General features: G+C 62.0%; 20 protein-coding genes, 1 tRNA gene and 2 riboswitches. Of the genes, 16 read left to right on the plus strand and 5 right to left on the minus strand.

Going from position 1 to position 22,547, the window contains the following annotated elements:
* Window positions 1–8: 8 nt before the first annotated feature.
* Window positions 9–437: a hypothetical protein gene (locus tag BM279_RS10570; RefSeq protein WP_093503558.1), complete on the minus strand. Its 429-nt coding sequence runs from the start codon at window positions 435–437 to the stop codon at window positions 9–11.
* Window positions 438–761: 324 nt separating this feature from the next.
* Window positions 762–866, plus strand: a riboswitch (guanidine-I (ykkC/yxkD leader).
* Between the two features lie 207 nt (window positions 867–1,073).
* Between BM279_RS10570 and BM279_RS10575 the strand changes: the two genes are divergently transcribed.
* Window positions 1,074–1,889, plus strand: coding sequence for an ABC transporter permease (locus BM279_RS10575; protein WP_093503560.1), 816 nt, complete (start codon window positions 1,074–1,076; stop codon window positions 1,887–1,889).
* The gene (locus BM279_RS10580) at window positions 1,886–2,689 is read left to right on the plus strand and encodes an ABC transporter ATP-binding protein (protein WP_093503562.1); all 804 of its coding nucleotides are present in this window, start codon (window positions 1,886–1,888) and stop codon (window positions 2,687–2,689) included. Before BM279_RS10575 ends, BM279_RS10580 begins: the two co-directional genes overlap by 4 nt.
* Window positions 2,690–2,798: 109 nt before the next feature.
* Here the strand turns inward: BM279_RS10580 and BM279_RS10585 are convergent, their stop codons facing one another.
* Window positions 2,799–3,731 carry a hypothetical protein gene (locus BM279_RS10585; protein WP_093503564.1) on the minus strand — a complete coding sequence of 311 codons (933 nt, stop codon included), beginning with the start codon at window positions 3,729–3,731 and terminating at the stop codon, window positions 2,799–2,801.
* Window positions 3,728–4,753, minus strand: a complete 1,026-nt coding sequence (locus BM279_RS10590; protein WP_093503566.1) for an isopenicillin N synthase family dioxygenase — start codon at window positions 4,751–4,753, stop codon at window positions 3,728–3,730. The genes BM279_RS10585 and BM279_RS10590 overlap by 4 nt, the downstream gene beginning before the upstream one ends.
* Before the next feature lie 331 nt (window positions 4,754–5,084).
* Window positions 5,085–5,184: riboswitch (guanidine-I (ykkC/yxkD leader) on the plus strand.
* A gap of 69 nt (window positions 5,185–5,253) precedes the next feature.
* On the opposite strand from BM279_RS10590, the gene BM279_RS10595 reads away from it, so the two are divergent.
* The 11 genes from BM279_RS10595 (at window position 5,254) to BM279_RS23140 (ending at window position 18,619) form a co-directional block, all read left to right on the plus strand.
* Window positions 5,254–6,321 (plus strand): putative urea ABC transporter substrate-binding protein, encoded by a 1,068-nt coding sequence (locus BM279_RS10595; RefSeq protein ID WP_093503568.1) that lies wholly within the window; start codon window positions 5,254–5,256, stop codon window positions 6,319–6,321.
* A 66-nt stretch (window positions 6,322–6,387) separates the two neighbouring features.
* Window positions 6,388–7,116, plus strand: a complete 729-nt coding sequence (locus BM279_RS10600; protein ID WP_093503570.1) for an urea amidolyase associated protein UAAP1 — start codon at window positions 6,388–6,390, stop codon at window positions 7,114–7,116.
* 10 nt (window positions 7,117–7,126) lie between these two features.
* Complete coding sequence (locus BM279_RS10605) at window positions 7,127–7,762, plus strand: urea amidolyase associated protein UAAP2 (RefSeq protein WP_013792361.1); 636 nt, start codon at window positions 7,127–7,129, stop codon at window positions 7,760–7,762.
* A gap of 252 nt (window positions 7,763–8,014) precedes the next feature.
* A complete protein-coding gene (uca, locus tag BM279_RS10610; protein ID WP_093503572.1) occupies window positions 8,015–11,650 on the plus strand; it encodes an urea carboxylase in 3,636 nt (1,211 codons plus the stop codon).
* A 110-nt stretch (window positions 11,651–11,760) separates the two neighbouring features.
* Complete coding sequence (locus BM279_RS10615) at window positions 11,761–13,236, plus strand: sensor domain-containing diguanylate cyclase (RefSeq protein ID WP_093503574.1); 1,476 nt, start codon at window positions 11,761–11,763, stop codon at window positions 13,234–13,236.
* Window positions 13,233–13,454, plus strand: coding sequence for a cysteine-rich CWC family protein (locus tag BM279_RS10620; RefSeq protein WP_093503576.1), 222 nt, complete (start codon window positions 13,233–13,235; stop codon window positions 13,452–13,454). Before BM279_RS10615 ends, BM279_RS10620 begins: the two co-directional genes overlap by 4 nt.
* A gap of 3 nt (window positions 13,455–13,457) precedes the next feature.
* Window positions 13,458–14,150 (plus strand): pseudouridine synthase, encoded by a 693-nt coding sequence (locus tag BM279_RS10625; protein WP_093503578.1) that lies wholly within the window; start codon window positions 13,458–13,460, stop codon window positions 14,148–14,150.
* 342 nt (window positions 14,151–14,492) lie between these two features.
* Entirely contained in the window at window positions 14,493–15,371 is an 879-nt protein-coding gene (locus BM279_RS10630) for an alpha/beta fold hydrolase (protein WP_093503580.1), read from the plus strand.
* Window positions 15,372–15,466: 95 nt separating this feature from the next.
* A tRNA-Gly gene (locus tag BM279_RS10635) sits at window positions 15,467–15,540 on the plus strand.
* Between the two features lie 222 nt (window positions 15,541–15,762).
* The gene (locus BM279_RS10640) at window positions 15,763–16,779 is read left to right on the plus strand and encodes an IS110 family RNA-guided transposase (protein ID WP_093503582.1); all 1,017 of its coding nucleotides are present in this window, start codon (window positions 15,763–15,765) and stop codon (window positions 16,777–16,779) included.
* A 508-nt stretch (window positions 16,780–17,287) separates the two neighbouring features.
* The gene (locus BM279_RS23140) at window positions 17,288–18,619 is read left to right on the plus strand and encodes a hypothetical protein (RefSeq protein WP_143103583.1); all 1,332 of its coding nucleotides are present in this window, start codon (window positions 17,288–17,290) and stop codon (window positions 18,617–18,619) included.
* Window positions 18,620–18,677: 58 nt separating this feature from the next.
* Here the strand turns inward: BM279_RS23140 and nadS are convergent, their stop codons facing one another.
* Window positions 18,678–18,965, minus strand: coding sequence for a NadS family protein (gene nadS / locus BM279_RS10645; protein ID WP_027903402.1), 288 nt, complete (start codon window positions 18,963–18,965; stop codon window positions 18,678–18,680).
* 5 nt (window positions 18,966–18,970) lie between these two features.
* Entirely contained in the window at window positions 18,971–19,285 is a 315-nt protein-coding gene (locus BM279_RS10650) for a type II toxin-antitoxin system RelE/ParE family toxin (RefSeq protein WP_093503584.1), read from the minus strand.
* 392 nt (window positions 19,286–19,677) lie between these two features.
* On the opposite strand from BM279_RS10650, the gene BM279_RS10655 reads away from it, so the two are divergent.
* The 3 genes from BM279_RS10655 to BM279_RS10665 are packed head-to-tail and all read left to right on the plus strand — an operon-like array spanning window position 19,678 to window position 22,542.
* On the plus strand, window positions 19,678–20,691 hold the full coding sequence (locus BM279_RS10655; RefSeq protein WP_244154155.1) for an ABC transporter substrate-binding protein: 1,014 nt from the start codon (window positions 19,678–19,680) through the stop codon (window positions 20,689–20,691).
* Entirely contained in the window at window positions 20,684–21,754 is a 1,071-nt protein-coding gene (locus BM279_RS10660; RefSeq protein ID WP_093503588.1) for a FecCD family ABC transporter permease, read from the plus strand. Before BM279_RS10655 ends, BM279_RS10660 begins: the two co-directional genes overlap by 8 nt.
* Window positions 21,751–22,542: an ABC transporter ATP-binding protein gene (locus BM279_RS10665; protein ID WP_093503590.1), complete on the plus strand. Its 792-nt coding sequence runs from the start codon at window positions 21,751–21,753 to the stop codon at window positions 22,540–22,542. Before BM279_RS10660 ends, BM279_RS10665 begins: the two co-directional genes overlap by 4 nt.
* Window positions 22,543–22,547: the final 5 nt, after the last annotated feature.

The raw sequence follows: 22,547 nt of genomic DNA on the forward strand, positions 1-22,547 counted from the left end.
TGGGGCTGTCAGCGCTCGCGCATGGGCATGCCCTGGATACGCTGAGGCGCCTCGCGCGGCTGCCATTGCGGGGGTGACGGGCGCGGCCGCTGCTGTTGCTGGTAGTGATAACGCTGCCCCTCCCAACCCGGCGGCGGTGCCGGACGGTAGTCAGGACGATTGCGGTCGTGACGGCCGTAATAACGCGGGTCGTAGGCCGGTGTGCTGTAGTACCGAGGCGGTGGTGGGGGCGCCGGTACGTAGTAAACCGGCGGTGGGTAGCGGCGGTCCTCGTAGACGTAAACCCTGGGTGCGCCATAGACCTCGGTGCGTTCCACATAGGTGCCCGGGTAATACTGACGTTCGTAATAGCGGTTGCCATAACGGCTATCGCCATACACAGCGCAGCCAGCCAGCGAAAAACCCAACAACGCGATGAGCATGGATTTGCGAATCATAGGCGGCCTCCTTCGACCGCGAATAGCGCATCGGCGGCTGCCGATGCCGGGGATATCCCCAGCCCATCAGACAACCTCGACATTGCCGAATCCGCTCCACTCGTCGCTCAGTCGCTACAAATCATTTCAACGGCGCCATGAGTATTCGACGCGCTGAAAGTGCGCACACATCAATATTCACGCACCAGCACGGCGCACCTATTTTCCATACGAGACCAGCCAGTGCGCTGCCGCGGTGCTTTTCAGCGTCTGGCATGATCCTCGCTTTGTAACAGATATGCAGGAATGTCCTCGGCCTTGGCCAGGACTGCGGCATCACAATTTGCAATAGCCGACTAGGGTTCCGGTTCGCCAGAGATAGGCGAACGACTGGTCCGAGAGTTGGCGACCTCCGAGGAGGTTACACGGCGGGACAAAAGCCCGGGAGAACGCGCCCCAGCCATGGGACATGCCGCGCCCTCCTGCCCGCACTTTCTCGAACTGGAGGTCCTATGCCCACGCCCCATCGCTTCTCCGTTCTCGCCGCGGATCTCGTGGCAGCCTCCATCTTCAGCAGACGACCAGCATCCACCTGCCCAGGTTGTAGGCTGGACCGGACCGCCGCCTTGCACTTCCAACTCCTGTAACGAGATCGCCATGCGCCTGATCAACCGACATCCCGACCGGGCTGGCCGCCTGCTGCTGGTGTTACTGCCCTTCGCCCTGCTGCTGTTCGCCTATTTCACTGGCTCGGCGCAGCGCCTGGCCGAAAACCCCAATGACAAGCTGCTGCCCAGCGCCAGCCAGATGGTCGCCGCCGTTGACCGCCTGGCCTTTACCGAAGACAAGCGCACCGGCGAATACGCTTTCTGGCAGGACACCGCCTCCAGCCTCACGCGCCTGGCTACCGGCATCGGCATCGCCGCCGTGGTCGGCCTGTGCCTGGGCATCGCCGCCGGCATCCTACCGCTGCTCGGCGCGCCGCTGTCGCCGCTACTCACCGTGCTGTCGATGGTGCCGCCGCTGGCCATCCTGCCGATCCTGTTCATCGTTTTCGGCCTGGGCGAGCTGTCCAAGGTGATGCTGATCGTCATCGGCATCACCCCGATCCTCGCCCGTGATCTGGAGCAGCGCGCCCGGGAAATCCCCCAGGAGCTGCTGATCAAGGCCCAGACCCTTGGCGCCAGCACCTGGACATTGATCCTGCGCGTGGTACTGCCGCAACTGCTACCGCGCCTGCTGATCGCCCTGCGCCTGGTGCTGGGTTCGGCCTGGCTGTTCCTGATTGCCGCCGAAGCCATCGCCAGCACCGACGGCCTGGGCTATCGCATTTTCCTGGTACGCCGCTACATGGCCATGGACGTGATCCTGCCCTACGTGGTGTGGATCACCCTACTCGCCTGGTCGATGGACCTGGGCCTGCGCCAGCTTACCCGGCTGTGCTTTCCCTGGTACGAGGGGGCCAAGGCATGAGCAATAACAAAACCGGCGCAGCAGGCGCTTTCATCGAAGTCAAGAACGTTTGGCAGCAGTATGGCGACCAAACCGTCCTGGAACGCCTCAACCTGTCCATCACCGAAGGCGAGTTCTGCACCCTGGTCGGCGCTTCCGGCTGTGGCAAGTCGACCTTTCTGCGCCTGCTGCTGGGCCAGGAACGCCCCAGCAAGGGCGAGATCCTGCTGGACGGCAAACCATTGGCTGGAGAGCCGGACGCCAGCCGCGGCGTGGTGTTCCAACGCTACTCGGTATTCCCGCACCTGAGCGTGCTGGATAACGTCGCCATCGGCCTGGAGCTGCCGCGCTCCGCCCTGCTCGGCCGGCTGTTCGGCAGAGCCAAGCGCGCCGCCCGCGAGCAAGCTGCCGAGCTGTTGAAAAAAGTTGGTCTCGGCCATGCCCTGGACAAGTACCCCAGCCAGCTCTCGGGCGGCATGCAGCAGCGCCTGGCGATTGCCCAGGCACTGATCATGAAGCCGCGCGTGCTGTTGCTCGACGAGCCCTTCGGCGCGCTGGACCCCGGTATCCGCAAGGACATGCATGCCCTGCTGCTCGAACTGTGGCGCGAGACCGGCCTGACCGTCTTCATGGTCACCCATGACCTGTCCGAAGGCTTCAGTCTCGGCACCCGTTTGATGGTGTTCGACAAGACCCGCATCGACCCGCACGCGCCGAATGCCTTTGGGGCCCGCATCACCTACGACATTCCGCTCAACGAAACCCGCAAGGCAGAGTCGCCGCTACCCAGCGAGCTGACCGCGCGCATCGCCGCAGGCTGACCACAAGGTCAAAGCATCGAGGCTAAAGCCCCTCCCACGCATCGCGTAGGGCCACACGACTGTGGGAGGCGCTTCAGCGGCGAGCCTTTAAGCGGACGCGGCTAGCGGCCTAACTCAGCACCTGCAGATACCGCGACAGGGTTTCGCGCTCGGCGGCGAACCACCGCTGCGCATCCACGGTGGATGGTGTGGTGAGGTCAGCGCGCCAATCCGGCTCCAGGGTATCGATGACGAAGGTGCGCACCACCGCGCGGCCGTCCGCCCGCAGCAGATGCTGGCAGACACGCCCCGCCACCGGAATATCAAAGCCGTCCAGCGCAACGCTCTGCCCCACCAGCGCCGGCTGGGTGGACAGCGCCACCTGATAACGCCCCTGTTCGTCGGCATACGCTAGCGAGGTTTCGCAGCCCAATAGCAGCGCCAACGCCTCCCCATCACCTTGCGCTTGCTCAACCCGTTCGCGCAGTTGCAGCCCCGGCTCTAGCGGCTCTACCGCCCGCCCCTGCACCCAGCCAAGCTGCTCGCCGCAGAGAATCAAGCCGCCACCGTGCTGCAGCACTTCGCCGGTTTCGGCGTCGCACTCCTCCAACAAACGCAGGCCGATGAGTGGCCCGCTGCTGGCTTGCAGGCGCCAGTCCTCGACATAGGCGCCGCTGGTACCGAACTCGATCATGCAGTTGCCGATGCGTTGCAACTGCGCCGGCTCCGGCCAGCGGTTGTGCAGTTGCAGGCTCACGCCGCCGTGCCAGCTCAGGTAGCCGTTCTCCCAGAGACTGTCGGCCACCCAGCCCTCGTGGTTGGCAAGTTGGCGCAGCTCGGCGGCGGTGTAATCCTGCCAGGCACGCATGGGCAGCGCGGGTGCGTCCGGCAGGCGTAGATCGATGGTGAAGGTGCGACTCTGCAGCCAGTGCACCTGGGTACGCTCATCGCTGCGGCCATCAGCGAAGCTGATGGTGCGGCGGCGAAAGTGCCCGAGCATCCAGTCCGGCACGCTGCCTTCAGCGCGTTGCGGGTAACGGGCCGCCAGTTCGAGCAGGTTCATGCCGTCACCTCTCGATTGCCCATGCCAAAGCTGGACAAGCCTGCCGCGCCCTCGGGCAGTTGCAGCGAACCATCCTCCAGGCGCTTGCGCAGGTAATGAAAGGTCTGCGCCGTCTGGGCGAACAGGTGGTCGCCGCAGCTCACGGGCGTGTATACCCGCTCGCCACGGGGCGGCAGGCCGGCGATCGGGGCGATGCGCGTCGGGTAATCGCAGGCGCAGAACAGCGGAAAGGCGAAGCGCTCCTCGCTGACCTTGCGCACGCGGTGCGAGGTGGCGACGAAATGGCCGTTGCTGAGTACCTCGAGCATGTCGCCGATGTTGATCACGAAGGCGTCCTCTACCAGAGGCACGTCGATCCACTGGCCGTCGCCATTGAGTACCTGCAGGCCCTCGGCGGTGGGCAGCAGAATGGTGAAACACTCGTAGTCGGTGTGCGCACCGATACCGGGGCGGTCGGCCACCGGATCCGGGTCGAGCGGGTAATGAATCATCCGTAACTGGCTGGTGGGCTGCCGGGTGATGCCGGCGAAGGTGTCTTCGGCAAGCCCCAACGCCAGGGCGAAGCCGCGAAACAGCGTGTCACCCAGGGCCAGCGCCGCCCGATAGTAGGCGCCGACCTCGCGTTTGAAGTCCGCCGAGTCCGGCCACTGCGTTGGTCCCAGCAGCGGATAGACCTGAGGCGCATCGGTGTAATCGTAATTGACGTCGTAGGCTTCCTTGAGATCCTTGCTGCCGCCGGCGAACTGCTCCTCGTCCTCCGGCACGTAGCCGCTGTGGTTGCTCGACTGACCGATGTAGAAACGCATCTTCTCTTGCAGCGGGCGGGCGAAGAAGCGGCGGGCCTGGCAGATCAGCCCGTCGCGCAGCTCAGCGGAAATACCGTGCCCGGTGATCTGCAAAAAACCGACGTCACGCGCCGCTCGCCCCAGCTCGTCAGCGACGCGCTGGCGTTCGGCCAGATCCTCGGCGTAAAGCCCGGAAACGTCGATCACCGGAATGGAGGTGAAATGGGTATGCGCCATGGCAAGCTCCCTTGAACAAGTGAGTTACCTGGTCGTCCAGACGAGCAGCGGGTCGGGTCGTCCCGAGGGCAGCCGCAAGGCCATCCCTGCAAGCGGATCGGTAGCGATTTCCATGCCAGCGCCACGCCGCCAATCATCCAGCCGCGCCCCGTGATTCGCCCTCTTACGGTGCGACACCCACCCACCAAGCCCCATGAAGCAGCACAGCAACGGACAAAAACGGCGCCAATACCCGACCACTGGGGCGCCAGCGGGCTGGCACGCAATTCGCTTTGCTACGGGTGTGCAGGTTCCAAGCGGGATGTCCCGCCGTTGCAGCACCACAATTTGCGAAATGGATGACTAGGGTTCCGATCCGCGTAAGCGGATGACTGGTCCGAGAGTTATCGACCTCCAGCGAGGTTACACGGCGGGATAAAAGCCCGGGAGAACGCGCCTTTCGAAGTGATTCGGAATGTGCTGCGACTCCTGCCCGCACCCAACCACGACTGGAGGTTCCAATGCGCAAGAACCGTCTGCTGATTCTCGCGACCGCAGGTCTCGCCGCCCTACTGAGCTTCTCCGCACACGCCGAGAAAAAAGACAGCTTCAGCGTCTGCTGGACGCTTTATGCCGGCTGGATGCCCTGGGGCTATGCCAGCACCTCCGGCATCATCGACAAGTGGGCCAAGAAGTACGGCATCAATATCGATGTGGTGCAGCTCAACGACTACGTCGAGTCGATCAACCAGTACAGCGCCGGCCAGTTCGACGGCTGCACCATGACCAACATGGACGCCCTGACCATTCCTGCCGCTGGCGGCGTGGACTCCACCGCGCTGATCGTCGGCGACTACTCCAACGGCAACGACGGCCTGCTGATCAAGGGCGAAGGCAAGACCCTGGCGGACATCAAAGGCATGCCAGTCAGCCTGGTCGAGCTGTCGGTCTCCCACTACTTCCTCGCCCGCGCCCTGGAAACCGCCGGCATGAGCGAGCGCGACGTGACGGTGGTGAACACCTCCGACGCCGACATCATCAGCGCCTACGCCACGCCCAGTGTAGAAGCCGCGGCCACCTGGAACCCGATGCTCGCCGAGATCAAGGCCCAGCCGGGCAGTACCGAAGTATTCGACTCCTCGAAGATCCCCGGTGAGATTCTCGACATGATGGTCGTCAACACCCAGACCCTGAAAGACAACCCAGCCCTTGGCAAGGCCCTGGTCGGCGCCTGGTTCGAAATTCTCGAGCTGATGCAATCCGGCACGCCGGCAGCCACTGATGCCCTGACCGAAATGGCCAAGGCTTCCGGCACCGATCTGGCCGGCTACAAGTCGCAACTGGCGACCACCAAGCTGTTCTACACGCCGAAAGAGACTCTGGACTTCGTGACCAGCCCGGCCCTCCCGGAAACCATGGGCAAGGTCGCCAGCTTCAGCTTCGACCACGGCATTCTCGGTGAAGGCGCCAGCAGCGCCGATGCCATCGGCATGACCTTCGCCCATGACGTGACCACCGGCGACAAGGCCAACATCAAGCTGCGCTTCGACCCCACCTACGTGCAGATGGCAGTCGACGGCAAGCTCTGAGCCCACGAGAAATCTCCATCGGGCTCCACGCAGAGCCCGACGCACACCTGTTTATCCGAGGTACCCATGACAACTGCCCTCACCCTGCGCCCCACCCTCTATGAGGAAACCGTCCCCGGCGGTGGCCACACCTCCTTCGTGCTCAAGCGCGGCCAGCTGCTGCGCCTCACCGATATCGAGGGCGGCGCCAACGTCAGCCTGCTGCTGTTCAACGCGGCCGAGAAAAGCGAGCGACTGAACCTGCCCGATACTCTCAAGGGCCAGCACACCGCCAAGCTCACCGCCGGCCACTGCCTGTATTCGGACATGGGCAAGGTGCTGGCGGCGATCACTACCGACACCTGCGGCTGGCACGACAGCTTCGGCGGCGTACTGAACGCCGACGAAGTCGCTGAGAAGTACGGCCAGGGCCGCTACCAGGAACTGCGCAACGGCTTCTTCCGCAACGGCACCGACAACCTGCTGGTGGAAATGGGCAAGTGGAATCTCAACCTGCAAGACCTGTTGATGAACCTCAATCTGTTCAGCCGCGTGGACGTCGATGCCAACGGTGCCTTCCAGTTCCAGCTCGGCAACAGCCAGGCCGGTGACTACGTCGAGCTGTACGCACCGATGGACATCCTGGTGGTGCTCACCGCCCTGCAGCACCCGATGGACCCCAACCCGCAGTACGCGCCCAAGCCGGTACAGCTCGCCTGGAGCAAGGTTGAGAGCGACGGCATCAGTGTGCTGTGCCGCACCTCGCGCCCGGAAAACGGCCGCGCCTTTCACAACACCGAACGCCAGTACATCTGAGGGTGCCGACATGAGCCTGACCGCAAGCAACCTGCATCCCGAAACCGCTGCCTTCCGCCACACCATCCCGGCGGGCGAGCCTTACCTGTTCGAGGTCAAGGCCGGCCAGACCCTGCGCCTGCACGACCTGGAAGGCAACCAAGCCATCGACACGCTGTTCTTCGCCGCCAGAAACCCGCGCGAGCGCTTCGACCCGCAGCGCACCCTGCGCAAGCAGAACAACGTCTACCTGACCACCGGCACGGTGCTCTACTCCAACCTCGGCAAACCCCTGCTGACCATCGTCGCCGACACCTGCGGCCGCCACGACACCTTGGGCGGCGCCTGCGCCCAGGAAAGCAACACCGTCAGATATGCACTCGATAAGCGCTATATGCACAGCTGCCGCGACAACTTCCTGCGCGCCAGCCTGCACGACGGCCGCCTGGAAAAACGCGACATCGGCGCCAACATCAACTTCTTCATGAACGTGCCGGTCACACCGGAAGGCGGCCTGACCTTCGAGGACGGCATCTCCGCGCCAGGCAAGTACGTCGAACTGCGCGCCGAGACCGACGTGATCGTGCTGATCTCCAACTGCCCACAACTCAACAACCCCTGCAACGGCTGGAACCCGACCCCTGCCGAGGTGCTGGTATGGAACTGAGCCAGCGCCTGCGCCGCTTCCTGCTGCTGATCTGCCAGAGCCGCTCGGGGCAATGCCTGAGCACCGATCCCGGCAAAACCGCGACACGTAGGATGGGTCGGGCCGCGTAGGTGAATCCCATCAATGCACTCGCGGATTTCACCTACGCAACCCAACGAAAGACACCTCGTTACTCGAACAAAGCAACCACGGACGGCCGTGGTGCAGACCGAATACCGGCGGGACGGCCCGCCTCCTTCGAGGGCTCCTCGAATGTTTGAAAAACTGCTGATCGCCAACCGTGGCGCCATCGCCTGCCGCATCCTGCGTACCCTACGTGAGCTCGACGTCAAGGGCGTTGCCGTCTACTCCGAAGCCGACGTGGCCAGCCTGCATATCCAACAGGCCGACGAGACCTTCTCCCTCGGCGAAGGCCCGGCCGCGCAGACCTATCTGGTGGTCGACAAGATTCTCGCTGTCGCCCGGCAGACTGGCGCCAAAGCCATTCACCCGGGCTACGGCTTTCTTTCCGAAAACGCCGCCTTCGCCGAAGCCTGCGAAGCGGCCGGCATTGCCTTCGTCGGCCCAACACCCGAGCAGCTGCGCGTATTCGGCCTCAAGCACACCGCCCGCGCCCTGGCCAAACAGCATGGCGTGCCGATGCTCGAAGGCACCGAGCTGTTGGAAAACCTCGACGCAGCCATGGTCGCCGGTGAGCAAGTCGGCTATCCGGTGATGCTCAAGAGCACCGCCGGCGGCGGCGGCATCGGCATGCGCGTCTGCCGTTCGGCGGCCGAGCTCTGCGACGCCTTCGAGGCGGTCAAGCGCCTGGGCCAGAACAACTTCAGCGACAGCGGCGTGTTCATCGAAAAGTACATCCAACGCGCCCGCCACCTGGAAGTGCAGGTGTTCGGTGATGGCCAGGGCGAGGTGATCGCCCTCGGCGTACGCGACTGCTCGGTGCAGCGCCGCAACCAGAAGGTGCTGGAAGAAACCCCGGCGCCCAATCTGCCCAACGGCATGGCCGATGAGCTGTGCGCCGCGGCGATCAAGCTGGCCAAGGCGGTGAGTTACCGCAGTGCCGGCACCGTCGAATTCGTTTACGACAGCGAGGCCGAGCGTTTCTACTTCCTGGAAGTGAACACCCGCCTACAGGTCGAGCACGGCGTCACCGAACAGGTATGGGGCGTCGACCTGGTGCGCTGGATGATCGAGCTGGCGGCCGGCGATCTACCGCCGCTCGGCGAACTGGCCAAAGCACTCAAGCCATCCGGCCATGCCATCCAGGCACGCCTGTACGCTGAAGACCCAGGCCGCGATTTCCAGCCCAGCCCCGGCCTGCTCACCGCCGTGCAGTTTCCCGAAGCCGACGGCAAAGCCCTGCGCATCGATACCTGGGTCGAGGCCGGCTGCGAGATTCCGCCCTACTTCGACCCGATGATCGCCAAGCTGATCACCTGGCAGCCGACCCGTGAACAAGCCAGCGCCGCCCTCGATAAAGCCCTGGCCGACTCGGTGCTCTATGGCGTGGAATGCAACCGCGACTACCTGCGCCAGATCCTCAGTGACGAGCCCTTCGCCAGCGGCTCGCCGTGGACACGCTGCCTGGAAAACCTGGCCTACCAGACCACCACATTCGAGGTACTCAGCGCCGGCACCCAGACCACCGTGCAGGACTTCCCTGGCCGCATTGGCTACTGGGCCGTGGGCGTGCCACCGTCCGGGCCGATGGACAGCCGCGCACTGCGCCTGGGCAATCGCCTGCTCGGCAACAAAGAAGGCGCCGCCGCGCTGGAAATCACCATGAGCGGCCCGCTGCTGCGCTTCAACACCGATGCGGTGATCGCCGTGACCGGTGCCGAGATTCCCCTGAGCATCGATGGCGTCTCCCAGCCGATGAACACCGCACTGCTGATCGAGGCCGGCAGCACCCTTTCCCTCGGCACCATCGCCGGTAGCGGCGCGCGCAGCTATCTGAGCGTTCGCGGTGGCATCCAGGTGCCGGATTACCTAGGCAGCAAGAGCACCTTCACCCTCGGCCAGTTCGGTGGCCACGGCGGCCGCGCCCTGCGTGCCGGCGACGTGCTGCACATCCCGGCCTTGGCGGATCGCCAGGCCGGCAACCATCTGCCTGTCGAGCTGTACCCCGCCATGCCCGCCGTGCGCGAAATCCGCGTGATCTACGGGCCCCATGGCGCGCCCGAATACTTCACGCCCGCCTATATCGACACCTTCTTCGCCACCGCCTGGGAGGTGCACTTCAACTCCAGCCGCACCGGCGTGCGCCTGATCGGCCCGAAGCCCGAGTGGGTGCGCGAGAGCGGCGGCGAAGCCGGCCTGCATCCGTCCAATATTCACGACAACCCTTATGCCATTGGCGCGGTGGATTTCACCGGTGACATGCCGGTGATCCTCGGCCCGGACGGCCCGAGCCTGGGCGGCTTCGTGTGTCCGGTGACCATCATCGAGGCCGACCTGTGGCAGCTCGGCCAGCTCAAGGCCGGCGACAAGGTGCGTTTCGTGGCGGTGGATATCGCCACGGCGCGGGAGTTGGCACAAGATAATGGTGGGAGAGGCCGGGCGGCGCTCCGCTTTAGCCGCGATGCAGGCGACACCCATATCGCGGATAAATCCGCTCCCACAAAGGCATCCGAACTACAAAGCCCCATCGTTCTGGATATCGGCCAGGACGACACCTGCCTGGTCGCGCGCCTCTCCGGCGACACCCATCTGCTGCTGGAAATCGGCCAGCCGGAACTCGACCTGGTGCTGCGTTTCCGCGGCCATGCGCTGATGCAGGCACTCGAAGCCAAGCGACTCAACGGCGTGATCGACCTGACGCCGGGCATCCGTTCGCTGCAGGTGCATTACCAGCCGGAAACCCTGGCCCTGAAAACGCTGCTCGATATCGTTGCCGGCGAGTGGGATGCCGTGTGCGCCGCACGCGACTTGAAGGTGCCGTCACGCATCGTTCACCTGCCGCTGTCCTGGGACGACCCGGCCTGCCAGTTGGCGATCGACAAGTACATGACCACCGTGCGCAAAGACGCGCCCTGGTGCCCGAGCAACCTGGAGTTCATCCGCCGCATCAACGACCTGGAAAACCTCGACGAGGTCTACCGCACCGTGTTTGACGCCAGCTACCTGGTGATGGGCCTGGGCGACGTCTACCTCGGCGCACCGGTGGCCACCCCGCTGGACCCGCGCCACCGCCTGGTCACCACCAAATACAACCCGGCGCGCACCTGGACCGCCGAGAACTCGGTGGGCATCGGTGGCGCCTACATGTGCGTGTACGGCATGGAAGGCCCCGGCGGTTACCAGTTCGTCGGCCGCACCCTGCAGATGTGGAACCGCTATCGCGCGGTCGAGGCTTTCGGCGGCAAGCCCTGGCTGCTGCGCTTCTTCGACCAGATCCGTTTCTACCCGGTCAGTGCCGACGAGCTGCTGCGCATCCGCCGCGACTTCCCCCTGGGCCGCTTCGAGCTGCGCATCGAGGAGAGCGAGCTGGCCCTGGCCGACTACCAGCAGTTCCTCGCCGACGAAGCCGACGGCATCGCCGCCTTCCGCGATCAGCAGCGCACCGCCTTCGCCGCCGAACGCCAACGCTGGATCGACTCCGGCCAGGCGCATTTCGAGAGCGACGAAGGCGTGGTCGAAGTCACCGAGGATGCACCGCTCGAAGCCGGTCAGTGCAGCGTCGACAGCCACATCGCCGGCAACCTCTGGCAGGTGCAGGTCGAGGCAGGCGCAGCGGTGGAAGCCGGCGACGTGCTGGTGATTCTGGAATCCATGAAGATGGAAATCCCGCTCACCGCACCGGTCGCCGGTATCGTGCGCGAGGTGCGCGTGCAACCGGGCGCCGCGGTGCGTGCCGGCCAACGCGTGGCGGTTATTGAACAGGCGTAAGCCCCTCGGCCACCGGCCGGGCCGTGTGAAGCAAGTGCTTCACACGGCCCGGCTTGCACACTGCCTTTTGCCCACCTAGGATTGCGGCCATCTATACAGAAGCCAGCACGATGCCATCACAATCCGCCAAAGCTGCCAGCCCTCGCTCGCTGGTGTTCATTCTGCTGGTCCTGCTCGCCTGCGGTTTTGTCGCCACCTCGCTGGCCAGCTATCACGCAGCGCTGGATTCGATCCGCGACAGCATCGTCAACACCGAACTACCGCTGACCTCGGACAACGTCTACTCGGAAATCCAGAAGGACCTGGTGCGCCCCATCCTCATCTCCTCGATGATGTCCCGCGACACCTTTCTGCGTGACTGGGTGATCGGCGGCGAGCAGAACACCGAACCCATGATCCGCTATCTGCAGGAAGTGCAGAGCCACTACGGTGCAGTCACCAGCTTCTTCGTCTCCGAGCAGAGCAAGACCTACTACCAGGCCAAAGGCGTGCTGAAAAAAATCGACCAGCAGGCCGAGCGCGACGTCTGGTACTACCGTCTGCGCGATCAGGAGGAGCCCTACGAGATCAATGTCGATATCGACATGGCCAACGGCGACCGGATGACAGTGTTCATCAACTACAAGGTGTTCGACTACGAGCACCGCTTCATCGGTGCCGCCGGCGTTGGCCTGACGGTGGACGCCGTGGTACAGTTGATCGACCAATATCAGCGCCGCTACGACCGCAGCGTGTACTTTGTCGACACCACCGGACGCATCGTGCTCACCGGTGCCGGCGGCGGCCCCATGGGCGCACGCATTGGCGACCAGCTGAGCGACGTCGAGGGCCTCGAGGAGCTACACAGCAAACTGCCCCATCCCAAGAGCGGCAACTTCTTCTATCAAGAGCATGGCCGCGGCCACTTCCTCAACGTGCGCTTCATTCCCGAACTGGACTGGTACCTGTTAGTCGACAAGCACGAAACAGGCGCCGTGGCCGGCATCCGTCAGTCGCTGTACATCAATCTGTTGATCTGCGGCGTGGTCACCCTGCTCGTGCTGGTATTGGTCACCCTGGTATTGCGCCGCTACCAGGCGCGCATCACTGCCCTGGCGACCACCGACTCGCTGACCGAACTGCCCAACCGACGTGGTTTCGAACTGCTGGCCAACCAGGCCATTCAGGAAGCGCGGCGCAGCCAGAGCACGCTGTGCGCTCTACTCTTCGACCTCGATGGTTTCAAGCTGCTCAATGACAGCCACGGCCACCTCGCCGGCGATGCGGTGCTGCGCGGCTTCGCCCGGCACCTTCAGCAGAACCTGCGCCAATCGGACATCATCTGCCGTTGGGGCGGCGAAGAGTTCATTCTGCTGCTCAAGGACACCCCGCTCGACGCCGCTCGGCAGCTCGGTGAGAAGATCCGCCAGCAGACAGCTACCAGCGCCTTCAACTTCGCCGAGCAGACGCTGCACACTTCTACCAGCATCGGCCTGGCCACCCTGCAAGACGGCGACGACCTGCAGGCCTTGATCGCCCGTGCCGACCGCGCCCTGTATCGCGCCAAGCAGGCCGGGCGCAACCGCCTGTGTGAAGAAAGCCAATGAACACCAACCTGTGCCCAGCCTGCGGCAAGCTCAACAACTGCGCCCAGGCCACCAGCGGCAGCGAGGTGACGCACTGCTGGTGCTTCGAGATCGAGGTCAAGCCGCAGGCGCTGCAGAATCTGCCGCTCGAAGCCTTGAATCGCGCCTGCCTCTGCCCCGCCTGCGCGGGCGCCGTGCGCGAAGCCGCTTCCAGCAAGCAAGACGGCGGGTCCGACTGAACCATGCGCCTGGATCGTTTCCTCAGCAATTTCCCCCGTTTCAGCCGCCAGGACAGCCGCCTGCTGATCAGCGCCGGTCGACTGCGCGTGGACGGCGAGGTCATCTCTGATCCACGCTTCGACATCCGCGACTTCCAGCGCGTGGAGCTGGACGACGAACTGCTGCAGGCCGGGCGCAGCGCGCGCTACTGGATGCTGCACAAACCGGTCGGCGTGGTCAGCGCTACCGAGCATGACGAACACCGCACCGTGCTCGATCTGCTCGACGAGCCGGACAAGCGCGAGCTGCACCTGGCCGGGCGCCTGGACCTCAACACCAGCGGCCTGCTGCTGATCACCAATGACGGGCGCTGGTCGCGGCGCATCACCCAACCGCAGCAGCGCAAGCCCAAGGTCTATCACGTCACCACCGAACAGCCGATCACAGGCGAGTACGCCGAGGTCTTCGCCCGCGGCCTGTACTTCGCCTTCGAGAACCTCACCACCCTGCCTGCCGGGCTCGAGGTGCTGGGCAGCCACCACGCAAGGCTGACCCTGTTCGAGGGGCGCTACCATCAGGTCAAGCGTATGTTCGGCCACTTTCGCAACCGCGTCGTCGCCCTGCACCGTGAACGCATGGGCGAGATCGTCCTCGACCCGCACCTGGCGCCCGGCCAGTACCGCGCCCTCACCGCCGCGGAAGTCGCCAGCGTCTGAGCCGACAGGCGGTCGTGCGCAATCCTTTCAGCTGCCTTGCCAGCCCTTGGGGCCACTGCTTAACTCGAGAAAGGTAACGCCATGCCGCTGCATGGCAGCAGGCGCTACCGGGCCGCCACCGCGTGGCCAGCGGCACCCGCGAAAGGGGCTCCTGCCTGGTGAGAAGAACGTGCGCTCAAGCCGTTCGATTACAGCCCTGAAACCTGCGTCACCCCTCTAATCACAAGATCCTCCAGCCTGACATTGCTTTGTCATGTCCAGGCGTTTTCCTAGCTATCCGACTTGCCCGGTTTACGGTTCGCCGTCAGCCGCTTTCATCTTTTGCGCCAGGAGGAAATACATATGAAGCCAGCAATCGCTGTCGTCGATGTGCACAGGACGTACAAGGTACACACGGAGTTTCACGCCAACCCCCAGGCCCAGAAGACCATCATCCTGGTCAACGGCTCGCTGGCGACCACCGCCTCGTTCGCGCAGACGGTCAAATACCTCGGCACCCGCTTCAACGTGGTGCTCTTCGACCAGCCCTACGCCGGCCAGTCTCGGGCGCACAACCGCAACGACCACTGCATCAGCAAGGAAGACGAAGCGGCGATCCTGCTCGACCTGATCGACCACTTCCAGGCCCAGTACGTGATGTCGTTTTCCTGGGGCGGCGTGGCCACCATGCTGGCCCTCACCAAACGCCCGCCTACCCTGGAAAAGGCCATTTTTGCCTCGTTCTCACCGATCCTCAACGAGCCGATGCTCGACTACCTGGGCCGCGCTCTGGTGTGCCTCAATCAGGAAGACGGCGACAAGGTCGGCCACCTGGTCAACGACACCATCGGCAAGCACCTGCCCTCGCTGTTCAAACGCTACAACCACAAGCACATCAGCCGCCTCAGCAACCACGAATACCGGCAAATGAATGCCCACGTACAGCAGGTGCTGCGCATGGAAGCCCACTGCCAACTGGATTGCCTGAGCGACATCGACATCCCGCTGCTGTTTATCAACGGCGAGCACGACGAATACACCTCCGCCGCCGACGCCCGCCTGATGGCCCAACACATCGACGACTGCCACTTCGCCACGGTGAGCAACGCCGGCCACTTCATCGACATGGAACACAAAGGCGCCTGGCTGCAGACCCAGAATGCCCTGCTGGGCTTCCTGCAACACAGCACCACCAACAAACGCTTCACCGTCCACCCCGGCCTGCACGCCATGGCCGTATGACGCGCAGCAGAGCCGCCCGCGTTGCCCCGGCCAACCACCACCAGGCAACGCGGGCTTCATTTTGCGGATGGATTCGGGTATAAAGGCGCCCTTAAGCGGGCTTCGTATAATGGCATTACCTGAGCTTCCCAAGCTCATGACGAGGGTTCGATTCCCTTAGCCCGCTCCAGATCTGAAACAAAAAAGCCCGTCAGCGATGACGGGGCTTTTTTGTTTCTGGCGTTTGGAGGGCTTGACCGCGAGGGTTGGAGCCGGGAAAGATGGCGTTTTGCAATTCAGTGAAGATGGGCTAACCAAGAAAATAAATCTGAGAATCATCTAGCCGGCCTCCTCACTCCCGAGTAGGCGCAAAATTCAAAGTGCGAACATTGTCTTTTGCTGTGAGGAGGCCGTGAAGAAATTCTGTGGCATAGACCTGCACTCGAACAATAGCGTTGTGGTGATCACCGACGAAGCCGACCGGATTCTGCTTAGTCGGCGCTGCCCTAACGATCTGGCAAAAATCGTCCTGCTGCTCGAGCCTCATCGTACCGAGCTGGAGGGCGTGGTGGTCGAGTCCACCTACAACTGGTATTGGCTGGTCGATGGGCTGAAGGATGCCGGTTTCGACGTAAAGCTGGCCAATACTGTAGCGATGAAACGCTATGACGCTTTGAAGCACTCCGATGATCAGGATGATGCGGCCTTTCTCGCACATCTGTTGAGGCTTGGGATTTTACCTACGGGTTACGTGCATCCGCCGCAAGAGCGTGCACTGCGGGATCTGGCACGTAAACGCATTCAACTGGTGCGTAGCCGGACTCAACATGTGCTGGCAGTGGAAAACATCATGGCGCGTCAGCAGGGTAGCCGGCTCAGCAGCGCTGCCGTCAAGCGCCTGTCGAGCACCACAATAGATAACCTTGGCCTGCCCGATGATGTGGCTCTGGCGATCAGTGCCAATGTGGCCGTGATTGAAACACTCAACATTCAAATTGATTGCTTGGAACAGCGTCTGTTAGGCGGTGTGCGCCTGCGCCCAGAGTACGCTTTGCTGAAGTCAATGCCGGGCGTTGGTGAGGTTCTGGCGACCGTGATCATGCTGGAAACGGGAAGCATCGAGCGCTTTGCCGATGTCGGCAAGTTCGCCTCATATGCGCGCTGCGTGAATAGCGCCCATTATTCAAATGGCAAGAAAAAGGGTGAAGGCAACACGAAGAACGGCAATGCTTACCTGGTTTGGGCCTTTGTCGAAGCGGCTAACTTTGCGCGACGTTTTAACGAAGAAGCCAAACGCTTCTTCGACAAGAAGAAAGCAAAAACGAACAATGTGGTAGCCACCAAGGCATTGGCTCACAAGCTGGCCCGAGCGAGCTATCACATCCTCAAGGAGAAACAGCCATTTGATGTGAGCCGCTGTTTCGCCTGAGGCGAGTGAAGGTGGTAGCAGGTCAGCCGGAAAGGGGACTGGATGCTAGCCAGCGAGTCTGAGTGGAGGCCTGCTGCCACCGCCTGAGTGTGTTGTACCCGAGTCGCCTGCCAAGTGAGCCAGAAGAGACTGGACGTGTAGTTTTTATACGAGCCATAGTTCTGTGAAACGGTTTGGACACATTGGCGGCACCAACGTTTCTCTGGGGCGGGCTTCCCGCCAGGGCGGCGCTGAGCGTTAGCTGCCGCTTGATCCATATGGGTGACTGGCGCGACTCGATCGCAGCCAAGAACGAGGAAACGGACTCGACCGGATCAACCCATCAGGTTCGACGCTGGAAAACTCTGCTCTTAAAAAGCAGAGCGGGTGGCTTTGAGTCTTGACGCAGGGCCGGCTAATGGGTGTCCCCTTTTCTCAGTCCCCTTTTCTCAAAATGGAAAAACCATTTCCCATCAAAAAATATTTTCAACTCGTACACGCACTTAAATAGTAGCTAAAAGGTCATTAAATGAAGCCTCAAAATAATGATTTTGGATACATCTGCCCATTCACGGGGAGCATAGTTTACTTACAGGAAGGCCGAGCTTTTCTAGCTATTTTCGATATGCTTCTTGAGCTCTCCGAGACATCGGAACGAGTGTGGCGATTGAGTGATGATGTGACGTTTGTTTACTCAAGAAAAAATGGTGACATAGGCATAAACTGCGGTTCGGATTTTTTTTATGAACTCATTGGTGACAGTGTGTTTTCAGTTCAACCAGACACATGGGATAAATTCGGCAATGGCCGCTGTGGTGAATATTTCTTGGAGTATGATCCAACAGACTCCACCCGCATAGTTAATCAAATTAAGAACGCTAGTGATTCGCTGGTTGCTGAGTATATAGGCGCAGGACTCACCTATATAGGCGAGTGGAAAAAGCAGTTATTATTCAGAGCAACTGGAGTAGGTGTTATCACATTAGACACGAATGGTAATTGGCGCACACTTTTTTCTCCAACTATGTCCAGAGCCAAATATGCAAAAATTTTAGGCGATCATATTTTAGTTTTTGGCAATGAAACTAATCGCAAAGCGTGTTGTGAAATTTTCGACCTAGTGGCCAAAAAAGCTATTGGCATTTTCACTTTTGATCACCACCCAGGATATACATCAGACATTTATAGACATGAAAAAGGATGGTACTTCCAATGGGGAAGTACGCTCTTCCACTTTAACGGAGAAGTTGTCGAACAGGTATTACCGGGACGTACCATTGGAGGATTCTATCTCAACGCGCAGGGGATCTGTATTTTTTTCGAGGATGAAAGCGCAGTACGCCTCTATGATCATGAGCTGAAGCACGTACGTGATGAAATAGCTATTCCATTGCCAGAATATTCCTTTAGCTCTCTTCATGCAGAAAAAGGAAAAATGGTCGGTTACTTGCGTGCTCCCAGCCACGACAGGCGACTAATCTACGCTTTAACTTTGACCATCCGTCACAACGGCTGCCCACGCCTAGAACTAGAGCAACCACTATTTCAGGTTGAGAAGCGTGAGCACGGAGAGGTTTTCGACTTATTAATTAACTTCTCTGGAGAGGCCGCTTTTTCTAAGCTATTACGCCAATCGTTGGCTGCTCTTGATGACGGACTCATTCAATACTATGCCCGTGAAAACAATCCTGATGCGGCCCGGTTCAGTGGATGCATTGAACTGCACTTCGGCGGGCCGCTTAGTAATGAGGAAAAAGAGCTTTTACAACATGGCTGTCAACGCATTTACGAATTGGTACTCGGCCGTGAAGCCCCATCCACAGGAAAGTCCTACAGCTTTCATCTGATATTCTCCGAGTGAATTTCTGGATGCCAAGAGTCAAAAAAGAAGTACAGATTCATTTAGCGCCCAAAGACTGCTAGCCAGACAGCGCCTGAATAACGTGTTTAGGATCGTTATAAATGGCACGCAGCAACGCCTTGGCCGGGCCGGTGGGTTCGCGGCGGCCTTGTTCCCAGTTGCGCAAGGTGCCGAGCTGTACGTCGATCATGGCCGCGAACTTGGCTTGGGTAAGGCCAGTGGCCTTGCGGATCTCTTTCACCTGCAGGGCGTCCACGGTGAATTCTCGGGATGGCTGCCGTTCGCCGCGGTGAATTTCGTCCATTTGCTGGACGCTTTCCAGCAGCTCGTCGAAGAACTTGCTCATGGTGATTACCTCCACCGCTCTATGATTTGCTTGAGCGCCCTGCGCTCGTCTGCCGACAGATCGTCCTTCTCGTTCTTGGGGTAGATCAGCAACAAGGCGATCTGCGACGCCGACGTGAAGTGGTAATAAATCACTCTGGATCCACCGCGCTTGCCGTGGCCACTGGAAGCAACCCGCACTTTGCGAATACCGCCCGTGCCTTCGATCACATCGCCCAAATCCGGGCGCTCCGCCAAGGCGCGCTGAAACGTGGCGTAGCTGTCGTCTGCCAACAGCTCTTTCAAGCGCCTAGTGAACACCGGGGTCTCGATAAAGATCATGCGCAATAGTACGCCAATGGCGTATCTCCCTTCAATTGGCTGCCGGGCGGTAGCTGCGTGATAACCCTTTTGCAGCCTAGCCACCCCCGAGCATTCCGGTGCCGAAACCGCTGCAGCGCGGCCACAGCGGAAAGCGTGTAAAATCCGCGCGCACACGAGTACGGCAGGGGCGTTGCGTGAGCTGAAGAAGGGTTCGAATCCCTTACTTACCTTCCCCACCAAAGCCCCGCCCTCGCAGAGTTTTTCGCGCCCCTCTGGCCCAACGGCAAAACCCGCACACCACGGTAAAAACGGACAACAAGACGATGAGCAAGCAACGCGCTTACCCGCTAGTAGTAATGGTTATCGCTTTTCTTTTTTCTAGCCTTTGTCACGCCGGGCAGGTGGTCGATGTGCTGGGCCGAAGCGTGACGGTGGCGTTGCCGGCCAAGCGGGTGGTGCTGGGGTTCAACTTCGAGGATTACGCGGCGGTCGGTGGCGAGAAGGCGTTCGATTCGGTGGTGGGGATTTCCCGTGGCGCCTGGGAGCGCAAGGTGCCGACGATCTGGAAGCGCTATGTAGAGCATTACCCGCGGCTGAACACCCTGGCCGATGTTGGTGAGGTGGAAACCCAGAGTTTTTCGGTCGAGAAGGTGCTGAGCCTGGAGCCGGATCTGCTGGTGCTAACCGATTGGCAATTCCAGGCGCTGCCCGATGAGGTGGCGCGGCTGGAGAAGGCCGGCGTGCCGGTGCTGGTGATCGACTACAACGCCCAGACCCTCGAACGCCATGTGCAGTCCACCCTACTGCTCGGCGAAGTGACCGGCCAGCAGGCCCGCGCCCGTGAGCTGGCGGACCTGTACAGCGAGGCGGTCAAGGATATCGAGTCGCGCATTGCCAAGGCCAACAAGTCCAAGCCGCGCATCTATATCGAGTTCGGCAACAAGGGCCCGGCCGAATACTCCTTCACCTACGGCAAGAACATGTGGGGCGCCATGGCAATTGCGGTCGGTGGCGACAATATCGCCGCGCCGTACGTGCGCGACTGGGGCCAGATCAACCCGGAGCAGGTGCTGGTCGCGCGCCCCGAGGTGATCATCATTTCCGGCCGTGAAGACAACACCAACCCCACCGCCCTGTCCATGGGCCCAGGCGTGGACGCAGCCACGGCGCGCAAACAGCTGCAGGCCTTCGCCGCACGACCGGGCTGGTCGGAACTGCCGGCGATTCGTGATGGTCGCTTGTACGGCGTTTACCAAGGCGCGTCGCGCAGCCTGGGCGACTTCACCATGCTGCAGTTCATCGCCAAGCAGCTGTACCCGGATCTGTTCGCCGACCTCGACCCGATGGCCAATTACCAGAATTACTACCGCAAGTACCTGCCGATTCCGTTAGAGGGCACCTATGCCATCAGCGCCCATGAATAAGCCGGAAACCGCGCTGCCGGCGGCGGTCGAGCGCGACGCCATCGCCGAGCACCGCCTGCGTGAGCGCAAGCGCTGGCGCAACTGCCTGCTGTTCACCCTCTTGTGCGGCGCCTGCCTAGTGCTGGATATCGCCACCGGGCCGTCGATGCTCTCGCCGTGGGACGTGCTGCGCTCGCTGCTGGATATCGGCGAGCGCCCGGCGATGACCGACACCATCGTCCATGACCTGCGCCTGCCCGTGGCGCTGATGGCGCTGGCGGTCGGAGCCTCCCTCGGCGCTGGCGGTGCGCAGATGCAGACGCTGCTCAACAACCCCATGGCCAGCCCCTACACCCTGGGCATGGCCGCCGCGGCCGGCTTTGGCGCGGCGCTGAGCCTGGCCTTCGGCAGCTTTGGCCTGGGCCCGCTGATCGGCGTGCCGCTGGGTGCCTTCGCCTGCTCGATGCTCGCGGTGGTGTTCCTGTTCGCCCTGGCCACCCTGCGCCACGCCGGCAGCCACACGATCATCCTCGGTGGCATCGCCATGCTGTTTCTGTTCCAGTCGCTGCTGTCGCTGGTGCAGTTTCTGTCCTCGCCGGAGCTGTCGCAACAGATCCTGTTCTGGCTGTTCGGCAACCTCGGCAAGGCGACCTGGACGACCCTCGGCATCACCGCCGGCGTGACCCTATTGTGCTGCGTGATCCTGATGGGCGATGCCTGGAAGCTGGCGGCCCTGAGCCTGGGCGAAACTCGTGCGGTGAGCCTGGGCGTGAACATCCGCGTGCTGCGCCTGAAAATCCTGATTCTGGTGGCGGTGATGACCGCCACGGCAACTAGCTTCGTCGGCGTGATCGGCTTCGTCGGCCTAGTATCACCGCATATCGCGCGGATGATGGTCGGCGAGGATCAGCGCTTCTTGCTGCCGCTGTCGGCCATCTGCGGCTCCTTCATGCTGTCGGCGGCCTCGGTGCTGTCCAAATCCATCGTGCCGGGCGCGTTGTTTCCCATCGGCATCGTCACGGCCATCGTCGGCGTGCCGTTCCTGCTTTGGCTGATCTTCGCCCCACAGCGAGGCCGCTCATGATCCAGCTCGACAACCTCGCCCTCGCCCGCTCCGGGCGCACCATCCTGCATGGCCTGAGTACCACCCTGGAGCCGGGCGCCATCCATGTGGTGCTGGGCCCCAACGGCACCGGCAAGACCACCCTGCTGCGCGCCATGGCCGGCGATCTGCCGCTGGCCGGCGGTGCCATCACCCATGGCGAACACAGCCGCGGCGCTCAGTCGCCAGGCCGGCGCGTCCTGGAAGCCTGGCGCCGCGACTTCGCCTATATGCCGCAGGACTGCAGCACCGAGGTGTCGCTGTCGGTGCTCGAAGTGGTGGTGCTGGGCAACCTCGGACAGATCGGCTTGCGCTTGGACGATGAGCAATTGCAGCGCGCCATGGAAAAGCTCTCCCAGGTAGGCATCGCCCACCTGGCCGGGCGCAGCATCGGCTCGCTCAGCGGCGGCCAGCGACAGATGGCGTTCTTCGCCCAGGTACTGATGCGCGAACCCAAGGTGATGCTGCTCGACGAGCCGGTCAGCGCCCTGGACCTGCGCCACCAGATCGCCCTGCTCGACCGCGTGCGCCAGGAAACCCGCAGCCGCAACCTGGTGACCGTAGTGGTGCTGCATGACTTGAACCTGGCCTGCCAGTACGCCGACAACCTGCTGGTACTGGTCGAAGGCCAACTGGCCGCCAGCGGCCACCCAGGCGAGATCGTAACCGCAGAACTGCTGCAGAGCACTTATGGCGTGGCGGTGGATATTCTGAAGGACCGTCAGGGGCGGCCGGTGGTGCAACCGCTAAGCGCTCAGGCTTTCGCCTGAGCGCC

This window comes from Phytopseudomonas straminea (assembly GCF_900112645.1).
Taxonomy (GTDB): domain Bacteria; phylum Pseudomonadota; class Gammaproteobacteria; order Pseudomonadales; family Pseudomonadaceae; genus Aquipseudomonas; species Aquipseudomonas straminea.